16 protein-coding genes are annotated in these 15,583 nt (G+C 63.1%); 11 read left to right on the plus strand and 5 right to left on the minus strand.

The window, feature by feature from the left end; translation table 11 throughout:
• The first annotated feature begins 164 nt into the window (after positions 1-164).
• Complete coding sequence (locus tag IAE39_RS25965) at positions 165-1,973, plus strand: ABC transporter ATP-binding protein/permease (RefSeq protein ID WP_201207353.1); 1,809 nt, start codon at positions 165-167, stop codon at positions 1,971-1,973.
• A 145-nt stretch (positions 1,974-2,118) separates the two neighbouring features.
• Here the strand turns inward: IAE39_RS25965 and IAE39_RS25970 are convergent, their stop codons facing one another.
• Positions 2,119-2,835: an SOS response-associated peptidase family protein gene (locus IAE39_RS25970; protein ID WP_201207354.1), complete on the minus strand. Its 717-nt coding sequence runs from the start codon at positions 2,833-2,835 to the stop codon at positions 2,119-2,121.
• 102 nt (positions 2,836-2,937) lie between these two features.
• Between IAE39_RS25970 and IAE39_RS25975 the strand changes: the two genes are divergently transcribed.
• On the plus strand, positions 2,938-3,375 hold the full coding sequence (locus IAE39_RS25975) for a LexA family protein (RefSeq protein WP_201207355.1): 438 nt from the start codon (positions 2,938-2,940) through the stop codon (positions 3,373-3,375).
• A complete protein-coding gene (gene umuC, locus IAE39_RS25980) occupies positions 3,372-4,637 on the plus strand; it encodes a Y-family DNA polymerase (RefSeq protein ID WP_201207356.1) in 1,266 nt (421 codons plus the stop codon). Before IAE39_RS25975 ends, umuC begins: the two co-directional genes overlap by 4 nt.
• A gap of 76 nt (positions 4,638-4,713) precedes the next feature.
• On the opposite strand, the gene IAE39_RS25985 is transcribed toward umuC, so the two are convergent.
• Positions 4,714-5,028: a helix-turn-helix domain-containing protein gene (locus IAE39_RS25985; protein WP_201207357.1), complete on the minus strand. Its 315-nt coding sequence runs from the start codon at positions 5,026-5,028 to the stop codon at positions 4,714-4,716.
• Positions 5,015-5,335, minus strand: a complete 321-nt coding sequence (locus IAE39_RS25990; protein ID WP_201207358.1) for a transcriptional regulator — start codon at positions 5,333-5,335, stop codon at positions 5,015-5,017. Before IAE39_RS25990 ends, IAE39_RS25985 begins: the two co-directional genes overlap by 14 nt.
• 338 nt (positions 5,336-5,673) lie before the next feature.
• Here IAE39_RS25990 and IAE39_RS25995 point away from each other — a divergent pair, with 338 nt between their 5' ends.
• The 5 genes from IAE39_RS25995 to IAE39_RS26015 all read left to right on the plus strand — a co-directional run bounded on the left by IAE39_RS25995 (position 5,674) and on the right by IAE39_RS26015 (position 10,998).
• Positions 5,674-7,908 (plus strand): TonB-dependent siderophore receptor, encoded by a 2,235-nt coding sequence (locus IAE39_RS25995; RefSeq protein ID WP_201207359.1) that lies wholly within the window; start codon positions 5,674-5,676, stop codon positions 7,906-7,908.
• 146 nt (positions 7,909-8,054) lie between these two features.
• Entirely contained in the window at positions 8,055-8,342 is a 288-nt protein-coding gene (locus IAE39_RS26000; protein ID WP_201207360.1) for an iron transporter, read from the plus strand.
• Positions 8,339-9,859, plus strand: a complete 1,521-nt coding sequence (locus tag IAE39_RS26005; protein WP_201207361.1) for a PepSY-associated TM helix domain-containing protein — start codon at positions 8,339-8,341, stop codon at positions 9,857-9,859. The genes IAE39_RS26000 and IAE39_RS26005 overlap by 4 nt, the downstream gene beginning before the upstream one ends.
• Positions 9,856-10,188, plus strand: a complete 333-nt coding sequence (locus IAE39_RS26010; protein WP_201207362.1) for a DUF3325 domain-containing protein — start codon at positions 9,856-9,858, stop codon at positions 10,186-10,188. Before IAE39_RS26005 ends, IAE39_RS26010 begins: the two co-directional genes overlap by 4 nt.
• A gap of 270 nt (positions 10,189-10,458) precedes the next feature.
• Entirely contained in the window at positions 10,459-10,998 is a 540-nt protein-coding gene (locus IAE39_RS26015; protein WP_201207363.1) for a histidine phosphatase family protein, read from the plus strand.
• Between the two features lie 3 nt (positions 10,999-11,001).
• Here the strand turns inward: IAE39_RS26015 and IAE39_RS26020 are convergent, their stop codons facing one another.
• Together IAE39_RS26020 and IAE39_RS26025 are read right to left on the minus strand one after the other, a co-directional pair.
• Positions 11,002-11,787 (minus strand): sulfite exporter TauE/SafE family protein, encoded by a 786-nt coding sequence (locus IAE39_RS26020; protein WP_201207364.1) that lies wholly within the window; start codon positions 11,785-11,787, stop codon positions 11,002-11,004.
• A 199-nt stretch (positions 11,788-11,986) separates the two neighbouring features.
• Positions 11,987-12,580 carry a helix-turn-helix domain-containing protein gene (locus IAE39_RS26025; protein ID WP_201207365.1) on the minus strand — a complete coding sequence of 198 codons (594 nt, stop codon included), beginning with the start codon at positions 12,578-12,580 and terminating at the stop codon, positions 11,987-11,989.
• Positions 12,581-12,695: 115 nt separating this feature from the next.
• Between IAE39_RS26025 and IAE39_RS26030 the strand changes: the two genes are divergently transcribed.
• The 3 genes from IAE39_RS26030 to IAE39_RS26040 all read left to right on the plus strand — a co-directional run bounded on the left by IAE39_RS26030 (position 12,696) and on the right by IAE39_RS26040 (position 15,465).
• Positions 12,696-13,832 (plus strand): NAD(P)/FAD-dependent oxidoreductase, encoded by a 1,137-nt coding sequence (locus tag IAE39_RS26030; protein ID WP_201207366.1) that lies wholly within the window; start codon positions 12,696-12,698, stop codon positions 13,830-13,832.
• A 12-nt stretch (positions 13,833-13,844) separates the two neighbouring features.
• Positions 13,845-14,222, plus strand: coding sequence for a RidA family protein (locus tag IAE39_RS26035; RefSeq protein ID WP_201207367.1), 378 nt, complete (start codon positions 13,845-13,847; stop codon positions 14,220-14,222).
• Positions 14,223-14,400: 178 nt separating this feature from the next.
• On the plus strand, positions 14,401-15,465 hold the full coding sequence (locus IAE39_RS26040; RefSeq protein ID WP_201207368.1) for a YkvI family membrane protein: 1,065 nt from the start codon (positions 14,401-14,403) through the stop codon (positions 15,463-15,465).
• The last annotated feature ends 118 nt before the right edge of the window (positions 15,466-15,583 follow it).

Below are 15,583 nucleotides of genomic sequence, written 5' to 3' on the forward strand. Positions count from 1 at the left end.
GCGAAGCAGGCGACGCGGTGGATGGCACCGGCTTCGCCGGTGTTCGCGGCTAAAGCCGCTCCTACACTGACCGCGCAACTCCATCATGAAACGTGTGTCATCTATGCCTGAAGAATCGCAGGGCAATGCTACGCTCGCGGAAATACTCAGCACGGATACCCACCATGGACATGAACTGGCACCAGGCACTGCAAGAGAGCCTGAGTTGGCTGGCAATCGCCTCGTTCATCACCTTTGTCGGCTTCACCGCCGCCGCTATTCTGGCCGTACGTTGTACCCGCTGGGGTAGCCAGTTCTGGCAGCTTGCCGGGCCTTATTTCAGTTTCAGGCGCAGTTGGCGGCCGGCACTGGTATTTGCCCTGCTGCTGGTACTGACACTGTTCTCCGTACGCCTCAACGTGCTGTTCTCGTTTTGGTACAACGGCTTCTACAGCGCCTTGCAGGGCCTTGACCAAGTGGCGTTCTGGTACCTGCTTGGGGTCTTTGCGGTGCTGGCCACCATCCATGTGCTGCGCTCGCTGTTCACCTTCTATGTGAACCAGGCATTCAGCATCCAATGGCGGGTGTGGCTGACCGAGCGCCTGACCCATGACTGGATGCGCGGCGATGCCTACTACCGGGGCCAGTTCCTCGCCGAGCCGGTGGACAACCCCGACCAGCGTATCGAACTGGATGTCAACGCTTTCGTCAGCAATTCGGTGACCTTGGCCTTGGGCGCGGTCAGCGCGCTGGTCTCGCTGGTAGCCTTCACCGGCATCCTTTGGGGGCTGTCGGCGCCGTTGGCGGTGGCCGGAGTAGAGATCCCCAGGGCGATGGTGTTTGCCGTCTACCTGTATGTCATCGTCGCCACGTGGATTGCGTTCCGCCTGGGGCGTCCGTTGATTCGCCTGAACTTCCTCAACGAAAAACTTACTGCCAACTTCCGTTACGCGTTGATGCGCCTGCGTGAGAATGCCGAGAACATCGCTTTCTACCAAGGAGCCCAGGTCGAGCGGGGTACCTTGATGGGCCGCTTTGCTGCCCTGATCGTGAATGTCTGGGCGCTGGTGTTCCGAAACCTCAAGTTCAGTGGCTTCAACCTGGGTATCAGCCAGGTGGCCGTGGTGTTCCCGTTCATTCTGCAGGCGCCGCGTTTCTTCAGTGGGGCGATCAAGCTGGGTGATGTCATGCAAACCTCCCAGGCCTTCGGCCAGGTGCAGGATTCGTTGTCGTTCTTCCGCGAGTCGTACGATACGTTCGCCCAGTACCGGGCTACCCTCGACCGTCTGACTGGTTTTCTCGATGCCAACCAGCAGGCAAGTGCGTTGCCACGGGTGCTTACAGAAGACCAGCCTCATGCACTGCAGATCGCCGGCCTGCAGGTGCTGCGCCCGGATGGGCACGCCCTGATCGCGGACCTGGACCTGAGCCTGCACGCCGGCCAGGCGCTGTTGATCAAAGGGCCATCGGGCAGCGGCAAGACCACGCTGCTGCGCGCGCTGGCGGGCCTTTGGCCCTATGCCGAAGGCGATGTTCGGCGGCCGACGGGCCATCAGGCACTGTTCCTGTCGCAGCGCCCGTACTTGCCATTGGGTGACTTGCGTACAGTCATTGCCTACCCCGCAGCCGGTAAGCCTGAGGATGAGGCGCGCATGCAGCAGGCGTTGCGCCAGGTCAACCTGGCCCACCTGGCCGAGCGCCTGGACGTCAGCTGCGACTGGTCGCACATTCTTTCGGTGGGTGAGCAGCAGCGCCTGGCCTTCGCCCGGGTGCTGTTCAACCAGCCGCAGGTGGTGTTCCTCGACGAGTCCACCTCGGCGATGGATGAGGGCCTCGAACATGCCCTGTACTCGCTGCTGCGCACGGAATTGCCGGGGGCGCTGGTAGTCAGTGTCGGGCACCGCAGCACGCTGGCGGGTTTCCATACTCACCGGCTGGAGGTGGATGGACATGGCGGTTGGTCGTTGCTGGAGCAGCAAGCCGCGCTAGCCTAGTGCCTGCATGTTGCTTCTGGCCAGCACGTGCTTTTGTAGGAGCGGCCTTGCGTCGCGACGGGCTGCAAAGCAGCCCCCAGCAATTTATGCCTCCATGCTGAAACCTCGGGGCTGCTTTGCAGCCCATCGCGACACAAGGCCGCTCCTACAGATCTTGTACATGCCTTGAAGGCGATTCCAGCAGCACAATCAATTCGGCCCCTTCATTGCGCACATTGCCGACATCCCTTGCCACGGGAAACCACTCGAACGCCTCTACCGGCAGGCAGCGCTCCCGGGCCAGGCGCTCGGCCTCTTCGGCGGCCAGGTCCGGGTCGATCCATGCCCGCGCATCTGCCGGCCCCAGCACCAGGGGCCGGCGGTCGTGGATATCGACCATCCCTTCGTCACTGGCAGCTGTAATGATCACAAAGCCGTCACCTTCATTGGGTGCCAGCCCTGTGCGCACTTCGGCCAGTGCCGCCATGAACATCGGTGCCTGGCTTTTCAGGCGAATGAAGTAGGGCTGCTTGCGCTTGGGATCTTGCGGGTCAGGCACCCATTCGTACCAGCCATCGGCCATGACCAGCGCCCGCCCTTGCGGCCACAGTGTCTTGAAAAACTTGCCGGTGGTCACTGTCTCGACCCGGGCGTTGATCGGTGGCGGGCGTTTGCCGGTGGCCCAGAAGGGCGCCCACCCCCAATGGCAAGGGTCGATGCGCAAGCCGTCATCGGCATTGTGCAGGATCAGCACGCGGCTGCCAGGGGCGACGTTGTAGCGGCCGATCGGCACGTTGTCGTAGCCGCTGATCACGTCCTGTTCGGCGTCCAGTTCACGCAGGTAGTCAGCCAGGCCCTGATACTGGGCAAAGCGTCCGCACATGGTATGGCCCCCCACTTGTCGAAATTTCTTACGGCGAAATTGACCGGATACCCGGCACAGCGTTTACTGTATATTCATACAGTTTACCTTCAAGGCCGTGTCATGACTTCCATCCTGGGTCCTATCACCTGCGGCAGCGCTGCCGTGCCGCGCTACCTGTTCCGTGTTCCGGCAGGCTTTCCGTCACCTGCAGCTGACCATATGGAGCAGCCGATCTCACTGGATGAGCTGTTCAACCTGCGTGCACCGCACATGTACCTGGTGAGGATAGACGGCGACAGCATGCAGGGAGCCGGTATCTTCGACGGCGACCTGGTGCTGGTCGACCGCTCGATAGAGGCGCGCCATGGCCATATCGTCATTGCCGCGGTCAACGGCGAGCCGCTGTGCAAGCGCCTGCAGCGTAGCGCCGGGCAAGTGGTGCTGCGCTCGGAAAACCCGCGTTATGCACCACGCTACATCATGGAGGGTGACGACCTGACAATCTGGGGCGTGGTGACCTTCAGCGTGCGCAGCCATGAGGGCAGTTCTGTCACATGACCCCTGTCTTCGCCCTGATCGACTGCAACAGTTTCTACGCCAGTTGCGAGCGCGTGTTCCGCCCCGACCTGTCGCGCACGCCCATTGTCGTGCTCAGCAACAATGACGGCTGCATCATCGCCCGCAGTGCCGAGGCCAAGCCGCTGGTGAAAATGGGGCAGCCGTATTACCAGGTAAAGGAGCTGTTGCAGGGCCACGGCGTGGTGGCGTTTTCCTCCAACTATGCGTTGTACGGCGACATGAGCCAGCGGGTGATGACGGTGATCGAGGGCATGGTCCCGGCGCTGGAGGTGTACTCCATCGATGAAGCCTTTGTCGACCTCACGGGCATGCCGGGTGACCTCGACTACCTCGGTCGCTGTATCCGCGAGCGGGTGCTCAAGCACACTGGCATCCCGGTCGGCGTTGGTATTGCAGGCACCAAGACCTTGGCCAAGCTGGCCAACCATGCTGCCAAGCGCTGGGCCAGCCACAGCGGCTGGGTGGTTGATCTGCGCGACCCGGTGAAGTACCACTGGGTGCTGAAAAAGTGTGATGTCTCCGAAGTCTGGGGCATCGGCAAGCGCCTTACCGCGCAGCTGCGGGATATGGCCATTCGCACTGCCTGGGACCTGTCCCGCGCAGACCCCGCTCTGCTGCGCAAGACCTTCAGTGTGGTGGTGGAAAAGACCGCCCGTGAGCTGGCGGGCACGTCGTGCCTGCAACTGGAGCACGCGCAGCCGCCACGCCAGGAAATCTGCTGCAGCCGCATGTTCGGCCAACGCCTGACCGCGCTTGCGCCGCTCAAGGAAGCGGTTGCCACCTACGTGATGCGCGCCTCGGAAAAGCTGCGTCAGCAGCGCTCGCTGGCCCGGCGCATGCGCGTGAGCATCCGTACCGGCATGTTCAACCCGGACGAGCCGCGTTATGCCAATGGTGTGCTGGTGCAGTTGCCCTATCCCACCGATGACCTGCGCCTGCTCACGCGCATGGCCCAGGAGGCGCTGGAGCGGGTCTATCGACAAGGCTTTCGCTACAGCAAGGCGGAGGTGCTGCTGCTGGACCTGTGCCAGCGCGGCGAGTACACCGGCGACCTGTTCAGCGCTCAGCAAACGCAAAGCGCGGAACGGGTCATGGCGGTGATCGATGGCGTCAACCAGCGCTGGGGGCGGGGAACACTACGCAGCGCGGCAGTGCCGGCAGCTGCGGAGTGGGCGATGCGCCGGGGGTTGATGAGCGAAGGCTTCACCACCCAGGTTGCGGGGTTGTGGCGGGTTGGTTGACAGCCGCGAGACGCGCCGACATCGCCAGGGCCCATCGCAGCAGTTCGTTGCTGCGGCAAGTCAGCTACGTGTGGTGTTATAGGCTTTGGAGTACTTCGCGAAACACGTCTGGGCGGGAAGCAGCAATTTGTAGGAGTGACCGAGCGGCACCCGATGGTGCGCGCCGGCCTTGCTCCCACTCTTGAAGCGTACGTACTGAAACACCCAACAGCTCCGCAAACCTGTGCTGGGAAAGCCCGGTTCTGCTACGTGCCTCGGCTGCTTCGGTCACCTCTACCTGGCGCACCGCGCCATGGCGGCCAGCTTTGACGTCACGTATGGATTCCAGCAACTCTTCGCCGATGTTCCGGCCGGCATCACGCTGCATCAGTTCTTTCTCAGTCAGCGGCATGGTTCAGCTCCTTCGCAATCTTGCGCAGAATGTGCGCGGGTATGTTTTCAGTGGCGCTCTTGCAGTAGATAAGCAGTACAACCAGAGCACCATTGGCGAGTTGGACGGTATAAATCACACGGACTGCACCTCGCTTACCCTTGCCATCCACGCTCCAGCGCACCTTACGGCATCCGCCTGAGCCGGGGATCACCGAACCGGTATCAGGATCGTTCGCAAGATAGGACATGAAGGCGCCATGCTCTTCTTCAGTCCAGTAATCAGGCCATTGCCTTGAAAAAAGTGGTGCCTCGATAATCGTCAGCATACTGCATCCCTACGTCTTTGACGTATAGATTTTGCTTCGCTCGTCTGGAATCAAAAAGTATGAGGTTGTATCGAACGGTTGCTGGTAGCTCTGCTCATACTGAGCCGCAGGGGGCGCTGTGCGAGCCATCGCCGGAAAACCCGCTCCCACAGTGATCGTTTCAGCAAAGTTCCGTTACAAACATGTAAACTTCGTAAATAAGATTTACTCTCATTTGTGGATCCCTATATTTACCACCCCTGTTGGCCACCAAACTGTGTTTGCGGGCCGGTGGGCGAGGGCTCCCGGTTTCCGACAGGGATGTGCCTTTTCGCTCATGAATCGCAGGAGATGTACCCATGCAGTGCAGAACTTCACCCAACAGCCTGGCCTTGGCGTTCGTCGCGCTGGCGTCGCCGGCGATGATGGCCACCGCGGCAGAGGCCGAGGAGCAGCGTGCGGGTGAGGTGCTGGAAGTACCGGTGGCCGACAACGCGCTGGTGATCCAGGACACCCTGATCACCGCCGAGCGCGAGGCGCGCCAGGCTCTGGGCTCGTCGATCATCACCGCCGACGACATCAAGCGTCACCCGCCGGCCAATGACCTGTCCGACATCATCCGCCGCGAACCCGGGGTCAACCTGACCGGCAACAGCGCCAGTGGCGCCCGTGGCAACAACCGCCAGATCGACTTGCGCGGCATGGGCCCGGAAAACACCCTGATCCTCATCGACGGCAAGCCTTCCAGCGCGCGTAACGCCGTGCGCTACGGCTGGAACGGCGACCGCGATACCCGCGGTGAAACCAACTGGGTGCCGGCCGAGGCGGTCGAGCGTATCGAGATCCTGCGTGGCCCGGCTGCGGCACGCTATGGCTCCGGCGCCATGGGCGGGGTGGTCAACATCATCACCAAGCGCCCGACCGACGCGCTCAAAGGCAGCGTCAGCCTGTACACCCAACTGCCCGAAGACAGCGCCGAAGGCGCCAGCCGCCGGGCCAACTTCAACCTCGGTGGCGGCCTTACCGACAACCTCGGTTTCCGCCTGTACGGCGGCCTGGCCAAGACCGATGCCGACGACCTCGACATCAACGCCGGGCATGCCACCAGTGCCTTGGTAGCGGGTCGCGAAGGCGTGCGCAACAAGGACATCAATGGCCTGTTGAGCTGGAAGCTGAACGACGAGCATCGCCTTGAAGCCAGCGCCGGCTACAGCCGCCAGGGCAACATCTTTGCCGGCGACACCATGAACAGCAACGGTGGCGGTGACGTCGACTTCGTTTCCAGCCTGTACGGCCATGAAACCAACGTGATGCAGCGCAGCACCTACGACCTGACCCACCTGGGGGATTTCACCTGGGGTACCAGCAAGACCACGCTGGCCTACGAGTACGTGCGCAACTGGCGCCTCAACGAGGGCCTGGCCGGGCGTACCGAAGGCGCGCCAAGTGACGAGGGCGGGGCCATGTCGCGCCTGCGCAACACGCGCCTGAGCAGCGAAGTGAACCTGCCGTTCGCCATGGGCGGCACCGAGCATGTGCTGACCCTCGGCGGCGAATACCTGTACGAAGCGCTCAATGACCAAGGTTCGCTGCGCCCGCAAAGCTCCGACCCCACCAGCAATGGCGGGCTGGTCGGTTTCGATCGCAGCAGCTCGAAGATGACCGCGCGCAGCTATGCGCTGTTCGTCGAGGACAATATCATTGTCGGTGATACCACCATTACCCCTGGCCTGCGTTTCGACCATCACGAAACCTTCGGCGACAACTTCAGCCCCAGCCTCAACCTGTCGCACAAGCTGACCGAAGCACTGTCGGTAAAGGGCGGCATTGCGCGTGCCTACAAGGTGCCCAACCTGTACCAGTCCAACCCCAATTACCTGCTGTACAGCCGGGGTAACGGCTGCAGCGTGCAGCAGACCAACAACGGTGGCTGCTACCTGCAGGGCAACGCCGACCTCAAGCCCGAGATCAGCGTCAACAAGGAAGTCGGCCTGCTGTACGACCGCGGCAGCTGGCGCACCAGTGCCACCTACTTCCGCAACGACTACAAGAACAAGATCATCGGTGATACCGATGTGCTGTACACCATCGGCACCGGTAGCCGCGTAACCCAGTGGGACAACGCCGGCAAGGCGCGGGTGGAAGGTATCGAAGGCAACTTCTTCGTCGAGCTGAGCCCGACCCTGGACTGGAACACCAACCTGACCTGGATGCTCGACAACGACAACCGTGAGACCGGCGAGCCGCTGTCGGTGATTCCGCAATACACCGTCAACACCACACTTGACTGGCGTGCCACCGAGCAGCTGTCGTTCCAGGTGGCAGGCACGTATTTCGGCAAGCAGAAATCGCCGACCTACAACTATCGCACCGAGCAGGACTACGACAAGACCGCACAGGAAGATGTCGAGGCCTATGGCCTGGTGGACGTGAGCGCCGGGTACAAGTTCAACGCCAACTATGACGTGCGGGTAGGGGTGAACAACGTGTTCGACAAGCAGATCCTGCGCGGCGGCAATGCCAGCACCTCGGGGGCCAATACCTATAACCAGCCGGGTAGGGCGGTGTTTGCTGCGCTGAACATCAACTTCTGATAGCGCGTGGGTCGCTTTGCGGCCCGATCGCGACACAAGGCCGCTCCTGCAGGCGATTCGCGTCTCCCTGCAGGAGCGGCCTTGTGTCGCGATCGGGCTGCAAAGCAGCCCCAGATGCCCTCCCTGTACATGCCAAGGAGCCCCTGATGATCAAAGCCCCCGCCTGGCTGCAGATCCTTTCCCGCAGCGCCGCCGCCCTGCTCGGCGGCTATGCCCTCAGCTACGCCGCCAGTGCCTGCCTGGCCCGCATCCTGCCGCTGCCCGCCGGCGACGCGGTCATCGTCGCGACCCTGCCGGCCTTCATCGCTTACACCGCCGCCATACTCTGGGCCTTCGCCAGCCGTGATGCCCTGCGCGCCTGGGCGCCACTGGTGCTGGCCGTACCCCTGAGCCTGATCGGCTTCTGGCCACACGCGCTAGGGTGGCTGGCATGAAGAACACCTTCACCCAATCGATGGCCTGGCTGCACACCTGGGCCGGGCTGATTTTCGGCTGGCTGCTGTTTGCCATCTTCGTCACGGGCACCTTGGCGGTGTTCGACAAGGAACTCAATCACTGGATGCAACCGGAAATCCCGGCCACCCAGGTGACCCAGGCCGATGCTGCCCAGCGCGCCGTCGCCTACCTGCAGGCCCACGAGCCGCAAGCCGGTAACTGGGGTATCAGCCTGCCGAACGAGCGTTCGCCCGGGCTGCGGGTGTCCACTGGCGAACGGCGCCACGGTGGGGGTGTGCAACTCGACCCTCGCACCGGCGAGGCGATCGACGTGCGTGACAGCGTCGGCGGCAATTTCTTTTTCCGCTTTCACTTTACCCTCGACCTGCCGCGCAACTGGGGCATTTTCGTGGTCGGCGCGCTGGCACTGGTGATGCTGGCGGCACTGGTGACCGGCATTGTCATCCACAAGAAGATCTTCAAGGAGTTCTTCACCTTCCGGCCGAACAAAGGTCAGCGTTCATGGCTGGATTTCCATAACGCCAGCGCGGTGCTGTTGCTGCCGTTCCACCTGATGATCACCTACACCGGCCTGGTGATCTTCATGCTCATCTACATCCCGGCAGGCGTCGATGCCCTGTTCGCCGGCGACACCCGCGCCTACTTCCAGGCCCAGGGCAATGCCCGCCTGGAACAACCTCGCGGCCTGGCCCGGCAACCCGCCGCGCTGGTCGATGTGGCACCGTTGCTGGCCCAGGCCGAGGCACGCCTGGGGCCGATTGGCGGCTTGAACATCCGTAACCCCAACACCGCCGCGGCGCGTGTCGAAATCCGCCCCGAACTGGGCAACCGCATTGCCCTGGCCAAGGGCCAGGCCATGGTCTTCGATGGCGTCAGTGGGCAACTGCTCAGCGACGTGCCAGCGTGGCGTGCGGTGCCGCTGACCCAGCGGGTCATGGTCGGTTTGCACTTTGCCCAGTTCGGCGGTTACCCGATGCGCTGGCTGTACTTCATCTGCGGGCTGGTCAGTTGCCTGATGATCGCCAGCGGCCTGGTGCTGTTCTGCGTCAAGCGCGGGCGCAAGTACGCCACTGCCAGCGCCGAGGCTTCGGCGCGGCGTTGGTACCGGGTAGCCGAGGTATGCAACGTCAGCTTCATCAGCGGTTTGCTGCTGGCGTGCCTGGGGCTGCTGTGGGCCAGTCGCCTGCTGCCGGTGGAGTTGCTGCAGCGGGAAAGCTGGGAGGTGCGCGCATTCTTCGGTGTATGGCTGCTGGCGCTGCTGCATGCCGGTATCCGCCCGGCACGCCGGGCCTGGGTCGAGCAACTGCTGTTGGTGGCATTGCTGTGCATTGGCCTGGGTGCGTTTGGCGGCCTGGAAGACACGATGCGCCTGGGGGTTGCCGCGTGTGCGCTGGTGCTGGGGGTATTGCTTGGGCTGGTGGCCTGGCGGGTTCGGCAAGCGCAGCCGGCGCAGCAGAAGGCCAGGGCAGGGCGGCGGATGGAGGCCAAGGCATGATGATGTGGGTTACAGGCGGCGTGTTGTTTGCCTACGCTGGCATGCTCGGGCTGTGCCAAGGGCTGGAGCGGCATTACAAGCAGGTATGGAACCGGGCCTGCCCACGTGCATTGCGGGTCGGCTTACGCGGTGCCGGGTGGCTGGCGCTGCTGGTCAGCCTGGTGCTGTGTGCCCAGGCCTGGGGCTGGGCCATGGGCCCGGTGGCCTGGCTGGGTGTGCTGTCGCTGGCAGGGATGCTGCTGGTGCTGCTGCTGCCGTACTGGCCAAGGCTGGCGGTGGGGCTGGTTGTGGCGCTGCCAATATGGGGTGTGATACAGCAGGTTATCTGAGATAGCGCGCAAGTTGCGGCAATCTGCAACCCTGTGGAGCGGGCTTGCCCTAATGCCAGTCAGTTAAGCAGTAAGGGCTTGCAGGTGCTTGCCTTGAGATGTTGAGGGCCTGTGAGATCGAGCGCCGCCCGCGCGGCGCTCGATCGTATAGGCAATGCTAAATGCACGGCGAACAATCGCCGTAATGGCGGTCGGCAATTGACATTGTTGCAGCCAAAATCACCATGGCATGCTAAACCTTGCGCCCCAGCCCACCACGAGAAAGCCTTGGTGAAAGCCATTCGCCTGACCTTGATCTGCCATGCCCTGACCCGGGCCCAGAAGACCGGACACCTGCACCGTGTAGACGATGGCATCCTGCCCCTGTCACAACCGCCCACTGTCAATCTGCCAGGTGTGCGGCTGCTGACGGCGCCAGAGCGTCGGGCCCGCGAGTCTGCAGCGTGGTTGTCTGAGCTGGCAGAGGTCGAGCCGGCATTGGCCGATTGCGACCTGGGGCGTTGGCAGGGTATGGCGTTGAAGCAGCTGCAAGCCGAGCAACCCCAGGCGTTGGCCGACTGGTTGCAGGATCCGGCCAATGCAGTGCATGGGGGGGAGTCGTTCGCCGCGCTGTGCAAGCGCATGGCTACCTGGCTGGCGGCCTTCGACAGGCCGGGGGAATGGCTGGCAGTGACCCATCCGCTGGTCATGCGTGCCGTGCTGGTGCAGGTACTGGGCTGCCCGATGAGTGCCGGGCAGCGTATCGATGTGTTGCCACTGTCACGCCTGGAGCTGAGCTTTACCGGGCAATGGCGCCTGCGCCTGGGCTGAAGGTCAGAACGCCAGTTTGTAGCCGATCAGCAGCAGCATGGCGGCCAGGCATGGGCGCAGCACGCGGTCAGAAATTCGCCCGGTGAGGTGGCTGCCCAGGTAGATGCCCGGCAGCGAGCCCAACAGCAGGTAGCCCAGCAGCGACCAGTCCATGTTGCCCATGCCGGCGTGGCCCAGGCCTGCTACCAGGGTAAGCGGCACGGCGTGGGCAATTTCGGTACCGACCAGGCGGCGTGTGACCAGGAACGGGTAGAGCAGGAACAGCGCCACGGTACCCAGCGCACCAGCACCGATGGAGGTCAGGGTGACCATCACCCCCAGTACCACGCCGGTCAGCACGGTCAGGGTGTTCAGGCTGCGGTCGCTGAGGTGGTAGTGGTCACTGGCATGGCGGTTGGCAAAAGCCTGCAGGCGCGATTTGAACAGGATGGCCAGCGCGGTCAGGATCAGCACCACCGCCAGGCCTTGCTTGATGATGCCGTTCAGGGCAGACGTGTCGGTATGCAGCGTGCTGAGGAACCACAGCGTCAGCGCTGCGGCGGGCACGCTACCCAGGCTGAGCAGGCCGGTGATCTTCCAGTCGATGTTCTTGTTGCGCGCATGCACCCAGACGCCACTGGCCTTGGTGATGGCGGCATAGAGCAGGTCAGTACCGACAGCGGTAGCCGGGCTGATGCCGAACCACAGCAGGATCGGGGTCATCAGCGAGCCGCCACCGACGCCGGTCATGCCGACGATGAAACCCACGATCAGGCCAGCAATGGTGAAACCGAAAGAACCTACATCCATACGCTACTCGACTGCCCAACTTTGCCCGTTATCGGATGCAGCCAGCATATAGATTTTTTTATAGCCAAATAGACTTGTTCGTTATTAGGTTATAACCGCAGAGGGAGTAGAGCATTCTCTCTCTGTGGGAGCGGGTTCACCCGCGAACACGGGCGTAGCCCGTGCCATCCACCGCCTCGAATTGTGTCAGCCTGCGATTTCAACGATCAGTCATCACCACCATCACATGCGCATCACCACCATCGTCGCTTTCCGACAGGTAGATGTGCCCCACCTGGCTGTCGAAATAGGCCGTTTCCTGCGGCCCGATACTCACCGCTTCACCGGTCTCGAATTCGATACGCACACGCCCGCTCAACACCAGGGCAAACTCCTGCCCCGGGTGGCGAATAAAATCGTCGAACTGGCCGCGTTCGCGGGCAATGATGCGGGCATAGGCAGGGGTCATGCGCCGTTCCGGAAAGTCGCCGGCAATCGGGTGATAATCATAGGTGCCGGTCGAATAGCCCGCCGCCGCCGGCAGCGAATCGACCACCACCGTCACCGGTACCGGCGCGCTGACCGAGCCGCTGGCGCGAAACAGCTGGGCAATATCGACATTCAACGCACGCGCGGCTGCCGCGAGTTTTTCGTAACTGACCGACACTTGCGCCAGTTCCATCTTCGACAACGTGGACAGCGGCACGCCACTGGCTTCGGACAATTGCTTGAGGGTCATCTGGCGCGCCTTGCGCACCTGGCGCAGGCGCTGGCCGACTACGGCGCGGTCAAGCAGGGGTAGGGCAGCGGGCATTCAGCGGTCTCGGCATGCGGCGTTGGTCGGGCATCTTACCTTGGGCACTTGCGTATTCCTAAATTCTCATATATTAGAATTCTCATAAATGATAATTAGCTTGACGGGAGCGTGCATGACCTCGATCTACGACACCCTCATCATCGGCGCCGGTATTGCCGGTGCTTCGCTGGGCTATCGCCTGGCCGGCCAGCAGCGGGTGCTGATGCTCGAACGCGAGTTGCAACCCGGCTACCATTCCACCGGGCGTTCGGCGGCGATGTTCATGGAAGCCTACGGGACCCCGCAGATCCAGGCGCTGACACGCGCCAGCCGGGCCTTCTACGAAACGCCGCCACAGGGCTTCTGCGAACACCCGCTGCTGGAGCCGCGCGGCTGCCTGTATGTGGCCAGCGTCGAGCAGCGCGAGCTGCTTGAGCAAACCCACGCTCAGAGCCTGGCCAACGGCACCGATGTCAGCCTGCTCGACCGTGACGCTGCCCAGGCCCTGGTGCCGAGCCTGCGTGGTGAAACCCTGGCCGGCGCCGTGCTGGAGCCGGGTGCAATGGACCTCGATGTGCATGCCCTGCACCAAGGCTTTCTGCGCGGTTACCGCGCTGCTGGCGGTGAACTGCGCTGCAACGCCGAACTGATACAGGCCTGGTACCTGGACGGCCTTTGGCAGGTTGAGCTGGCTGATGGCAGCCGCCTGCAGGCGCGGCGGCTGGTCAATGCCGCGGGTGCCTGGGCCGATCGTGTGGCCGAACAATGCGGTGTGGCCGCTGTTGGCCTGCAACCTTGCCGGCGCAGTGCCTTCACCTTCCCAGGGCCGGCAGATCAGGACTTCGCCCGCTGGCCGGCGGTGATCGGCGTTGATGAAAGCTTCTACTTCAAGCCCGATGCCGGCCAGTTACTGGGTTCGCCAGCCAATGCCGACCCGGTCGAGCCACAGGATGCCGCGCCCGAAGAGTTCGACGTGGCCCTGGGTATCTACAACATCGAAGCCATGACCACCCTGACGATTCGCCGCCCCAGTCACACCTGGGCCGGGCTGCGCTCGTTCGTCGCCGATGGCGACCTGGTGATCGGCTTCGATGTGCAAGCGCCCGCGTTCTTCTGGCTGGCGGCGCAGGGCGGTTATGGCATCCAGTCGGCAGCGGGCGCCTCGCGCCTGGCTGCCGACCTGCTGCTTGGCCAACCCCTGTGCCCAAGCCTTGTCAGCCAGGGGGTGGCGCCCGAGCGCTTGTCCCCGGCCCGTTTCCAGCAACCCTGAAAGGAATACCCCATGAGCAATGATATCCAGCGTTTCCCCAGCAGCCTGCCGTTCCCGTTTTCCCGCGCGGTGAAGGCAGGCGGTTTTCTGTTTCTCTCTGGCCAGGTGCCAATGAGTGCCAGTGGTGAAGTGGTGCGCGGTGACATCCAGACCCAGACCCGCGCCGCCTGCGAGCGCATCGGCGAAAGCCTGGCCGCCAGCGGCGCACGCTTCGACCAGGTGGTCAAGGCCACGGTATGGCTGTCGGACATGAGCCATTTCGCCGGCTTCAACGAGGTGTACAAGGAATTCTTCGGTGCGGCACTGCCGGTACGTTCGACCGTGGCCTCGGCGCTGGCGTTGGGGGTTGATGTGGAGATCGAAGTGCAAGCGTTCGTCGGCGACGCCTGACTGAGCCGGGGGCTGCGCATGCATGCCGGTCCCTGTGGGAGCGGCTTTAGCCGCGAACACCGGCGTAGCCGGTGCCATGCACCGCGTTGCCCCTTTTCGCGGGTGAACCCGCTCCCACAGGGCCGGCGTTGCACCAGAAGGGCCATTAACAAATACAACAATAAATCCAGAGGTTCACATGCAAGAGCAACTGAAGATTGCCGGCGCATTTGTCGGCGTGATCGTGGGGGCGGGGTTCGCTTCAGGGCGGGAACTGTTGTTGTTCTTTGTCGATTTCGGCCTGTGGGGGCTGGTGGGCGCGTTGGTCAGCGCCGCCTTGTTCACCTTCCTCGGCATGGCCCTGGCGGGGTTGGGCAACCGCCAGCAGGCCACCTCGCACAAGGATGTGATCCAGGCCATCTGCGGCCGCCACCTGGGCCTGTTCGTCGACTGGCTGATCACCTTTTTCATGTTCGCCGTCACCGTGGTCATGCTCGCCGGCGGTGGTGCGCTGCTGGAGCAGCAGTTTGGCATCCCGGCGCTCACTGGCAGCGTGCTGGTGACACTGGTGGTGGTCGGTATCGTGTGCCTGGACGTGCGCAAGGTGATCCTGGCGATTGGCGCCATCACGCCGTTGCTGATCCTGGTGGCCTCGGCAATTGCACTGTATGCCGTGTTCAGCCGTGAACAGAGTTTTACTGCGCTCGACCAACTGGCCAGCCAGCAACAGGCTGGCGCACGCCACTGGATGCTGGGCGCGTTCCTGTATGTGTCGTACAACATCGTGGCGGGTGCGCCGATCCTGGCCATTCTGGGTGGTTCGGCCAAAGGCGAGAAAACCGCAATGTGGGGAGGCCTGCTCGGCGGTGCGGCGTTGGGTGGCCTGATGCTGGTGATGAGCGCCGGGCTGCTGTCGCGGCTGGACAGCGTGGCCGACTTGCCGATGCCGATGTTGTCGATTGCCAACGAAGTGTCGCCGCTGCTGGGGCTGGTGATGTGCCTGATCATCTTCGGCATGATCGTCAACACTGCCGTAGGCACGCTGTTCTCGTTCCTGTCGCGGCTGTTGCCGGCAGGCACGGCGAAGTTCCGCTGGGGCTCGGTGGTGACCGGGGTGGTGGCGTTCGGTTGCAGCCTGGTGGGGTTCATCAGCCTGGTGGGCGAGGTGTACCCGCTGTTCGGCTACCTGGGCTTTGTGCTGATGGCGGCGGTGTTGCTGGCCTGGATGCGGCGGGGCAAGGCTGTGAAAGCGGCAGTGGCTTAAGGGGCTGCTGCGCAGAGAACTGAGTTCGCAAGCGGTCGGCATAACCTGTGGGCTTTAGCCGCGAAAAATCCAGCGCGCTGCATGGCACCGGCTGCGCCGGTGTTCGCGGCTAAAGCCG

The sequence above is a fragment of the Pseudomonas sp. S37 genome, from assembly GCF_016658545.1.
In the GTDB taxonomy this organism is placed as follows: Bacteria; Pseudomonadota; Gammaproteobacteria; order Pseudomonadales; family Pseudomonadaceae; genus Aquipseudomonas.

Excerpts from the sequence above, each read along its gene's own strand:
- IAE39_RS25990 (WP_201207358.1), bottom strand. The coding sequence starts at position 5,335 with ATGCTGACGATTATCGAGGCACCACTTTTTTCAAGGCAATGGCCTGAT.
- IAE39_RS25985 (WP_201207357.1), bottom strand. The coding sequence starts at position 5,028 with ATGCCGCTGACTGAGAAAGAACTGATGCAGCGTGATGCCGGCCGGAAC.
- IAE39_RS26035 (WP_201207367.1), top strand. The coding sequence starts at position 13,845 with ATGAGCAATGATATCCAGCGTTTCCCCAGCAGCCTGCCGTTCCCGTTT.
- IAE39_RS25975 (WP_201207355.1), top strand. The coding sequence starts at position 2,938 with ATGACTTCCATCCTGGGTCCTATCACCTGCGGCAGCGCTGCCGTGCCG.
- IAE39_RS26025 (WP_201207365.1), bottom strand. The coding sequence starts at position 12,580 with ATGCCCGCTGCCCTACCCCTGCTTGACCGCGCCGTAGTCGGCCAGCGC.
- IAE39_RS25965 (WP_201207353.1), top strand. The coding sequence starts at position 165 with ATGGACATGAACTGGCACCAGGCACTGCAAGAGAGCCTGAGTTGGCTG.
- IAE39_RS25970 (WP_201207354.1), bottom strand. The coding sequence starts at position 2,835 with ATGTGCGGACGCTTTGCCCAGTATCAGGGCCTGGCTGACTACCTGCGT.
- umuC (WP_201207356.1), top strand. The coding sequence starts at position 3,372 with ATGACCCCTGTCTTCGCCCTGATCGACTGCAACAGTTTCTACGCCAGT.
- IAE39_RS25995 (WP_201207359.1), top strand. The coding sequence starts at position 5,674 with ATGCAGTGCAGAACTTCACCCAACAGCCTGGCCTTGGCGTTCGTCGCG.
- IAE39_RS26040 (WP_201207368.1), top strand. The coding sequence starts at position 14,401 with ATGCAAGAGCAACTGAAGATTGCCGGCGCATTTGTCGGCGTGATCGTG.
- IAE39_RS26020 (WP_201207364.1), bottom strand. The coding sequence starts at position 11,787 with ATGGATGTAGGTTCTTTCGGTTTCACCATTGCTGGCCTGATCGTGGGT.
- IAE39_RS26030 (WP_201207366.1), top strand. The coding sequence starts at position 12,696 with ATGACCTCGATCTACGACACCCTCATCATCGGCGCCGGTATTGCCGGT.
- IAE39_RS26010 (WP_201207362.1), top strand. The coding sequence starts at position 9,856 with ATGATGATGTGGGTTACAGGCGGCGTGTTGTTTGCCTACGCTGGCATG.
- IAE39_RS26005 (WP_201207361.1), top strand. The coding sequence starts at position 8,339 with ATGAAGAACACCTTCACCCAATCGATGGCCTGGCTGCACACCTGGGCC.
- IAE39_RS26000 (WP_201207360.1), top strand. The coding sequence starts at position 8,055 with ATGATCAAAGCCCCCGCCTGGCTGCAGATCCTTTCCCGCAGCGCCGCC.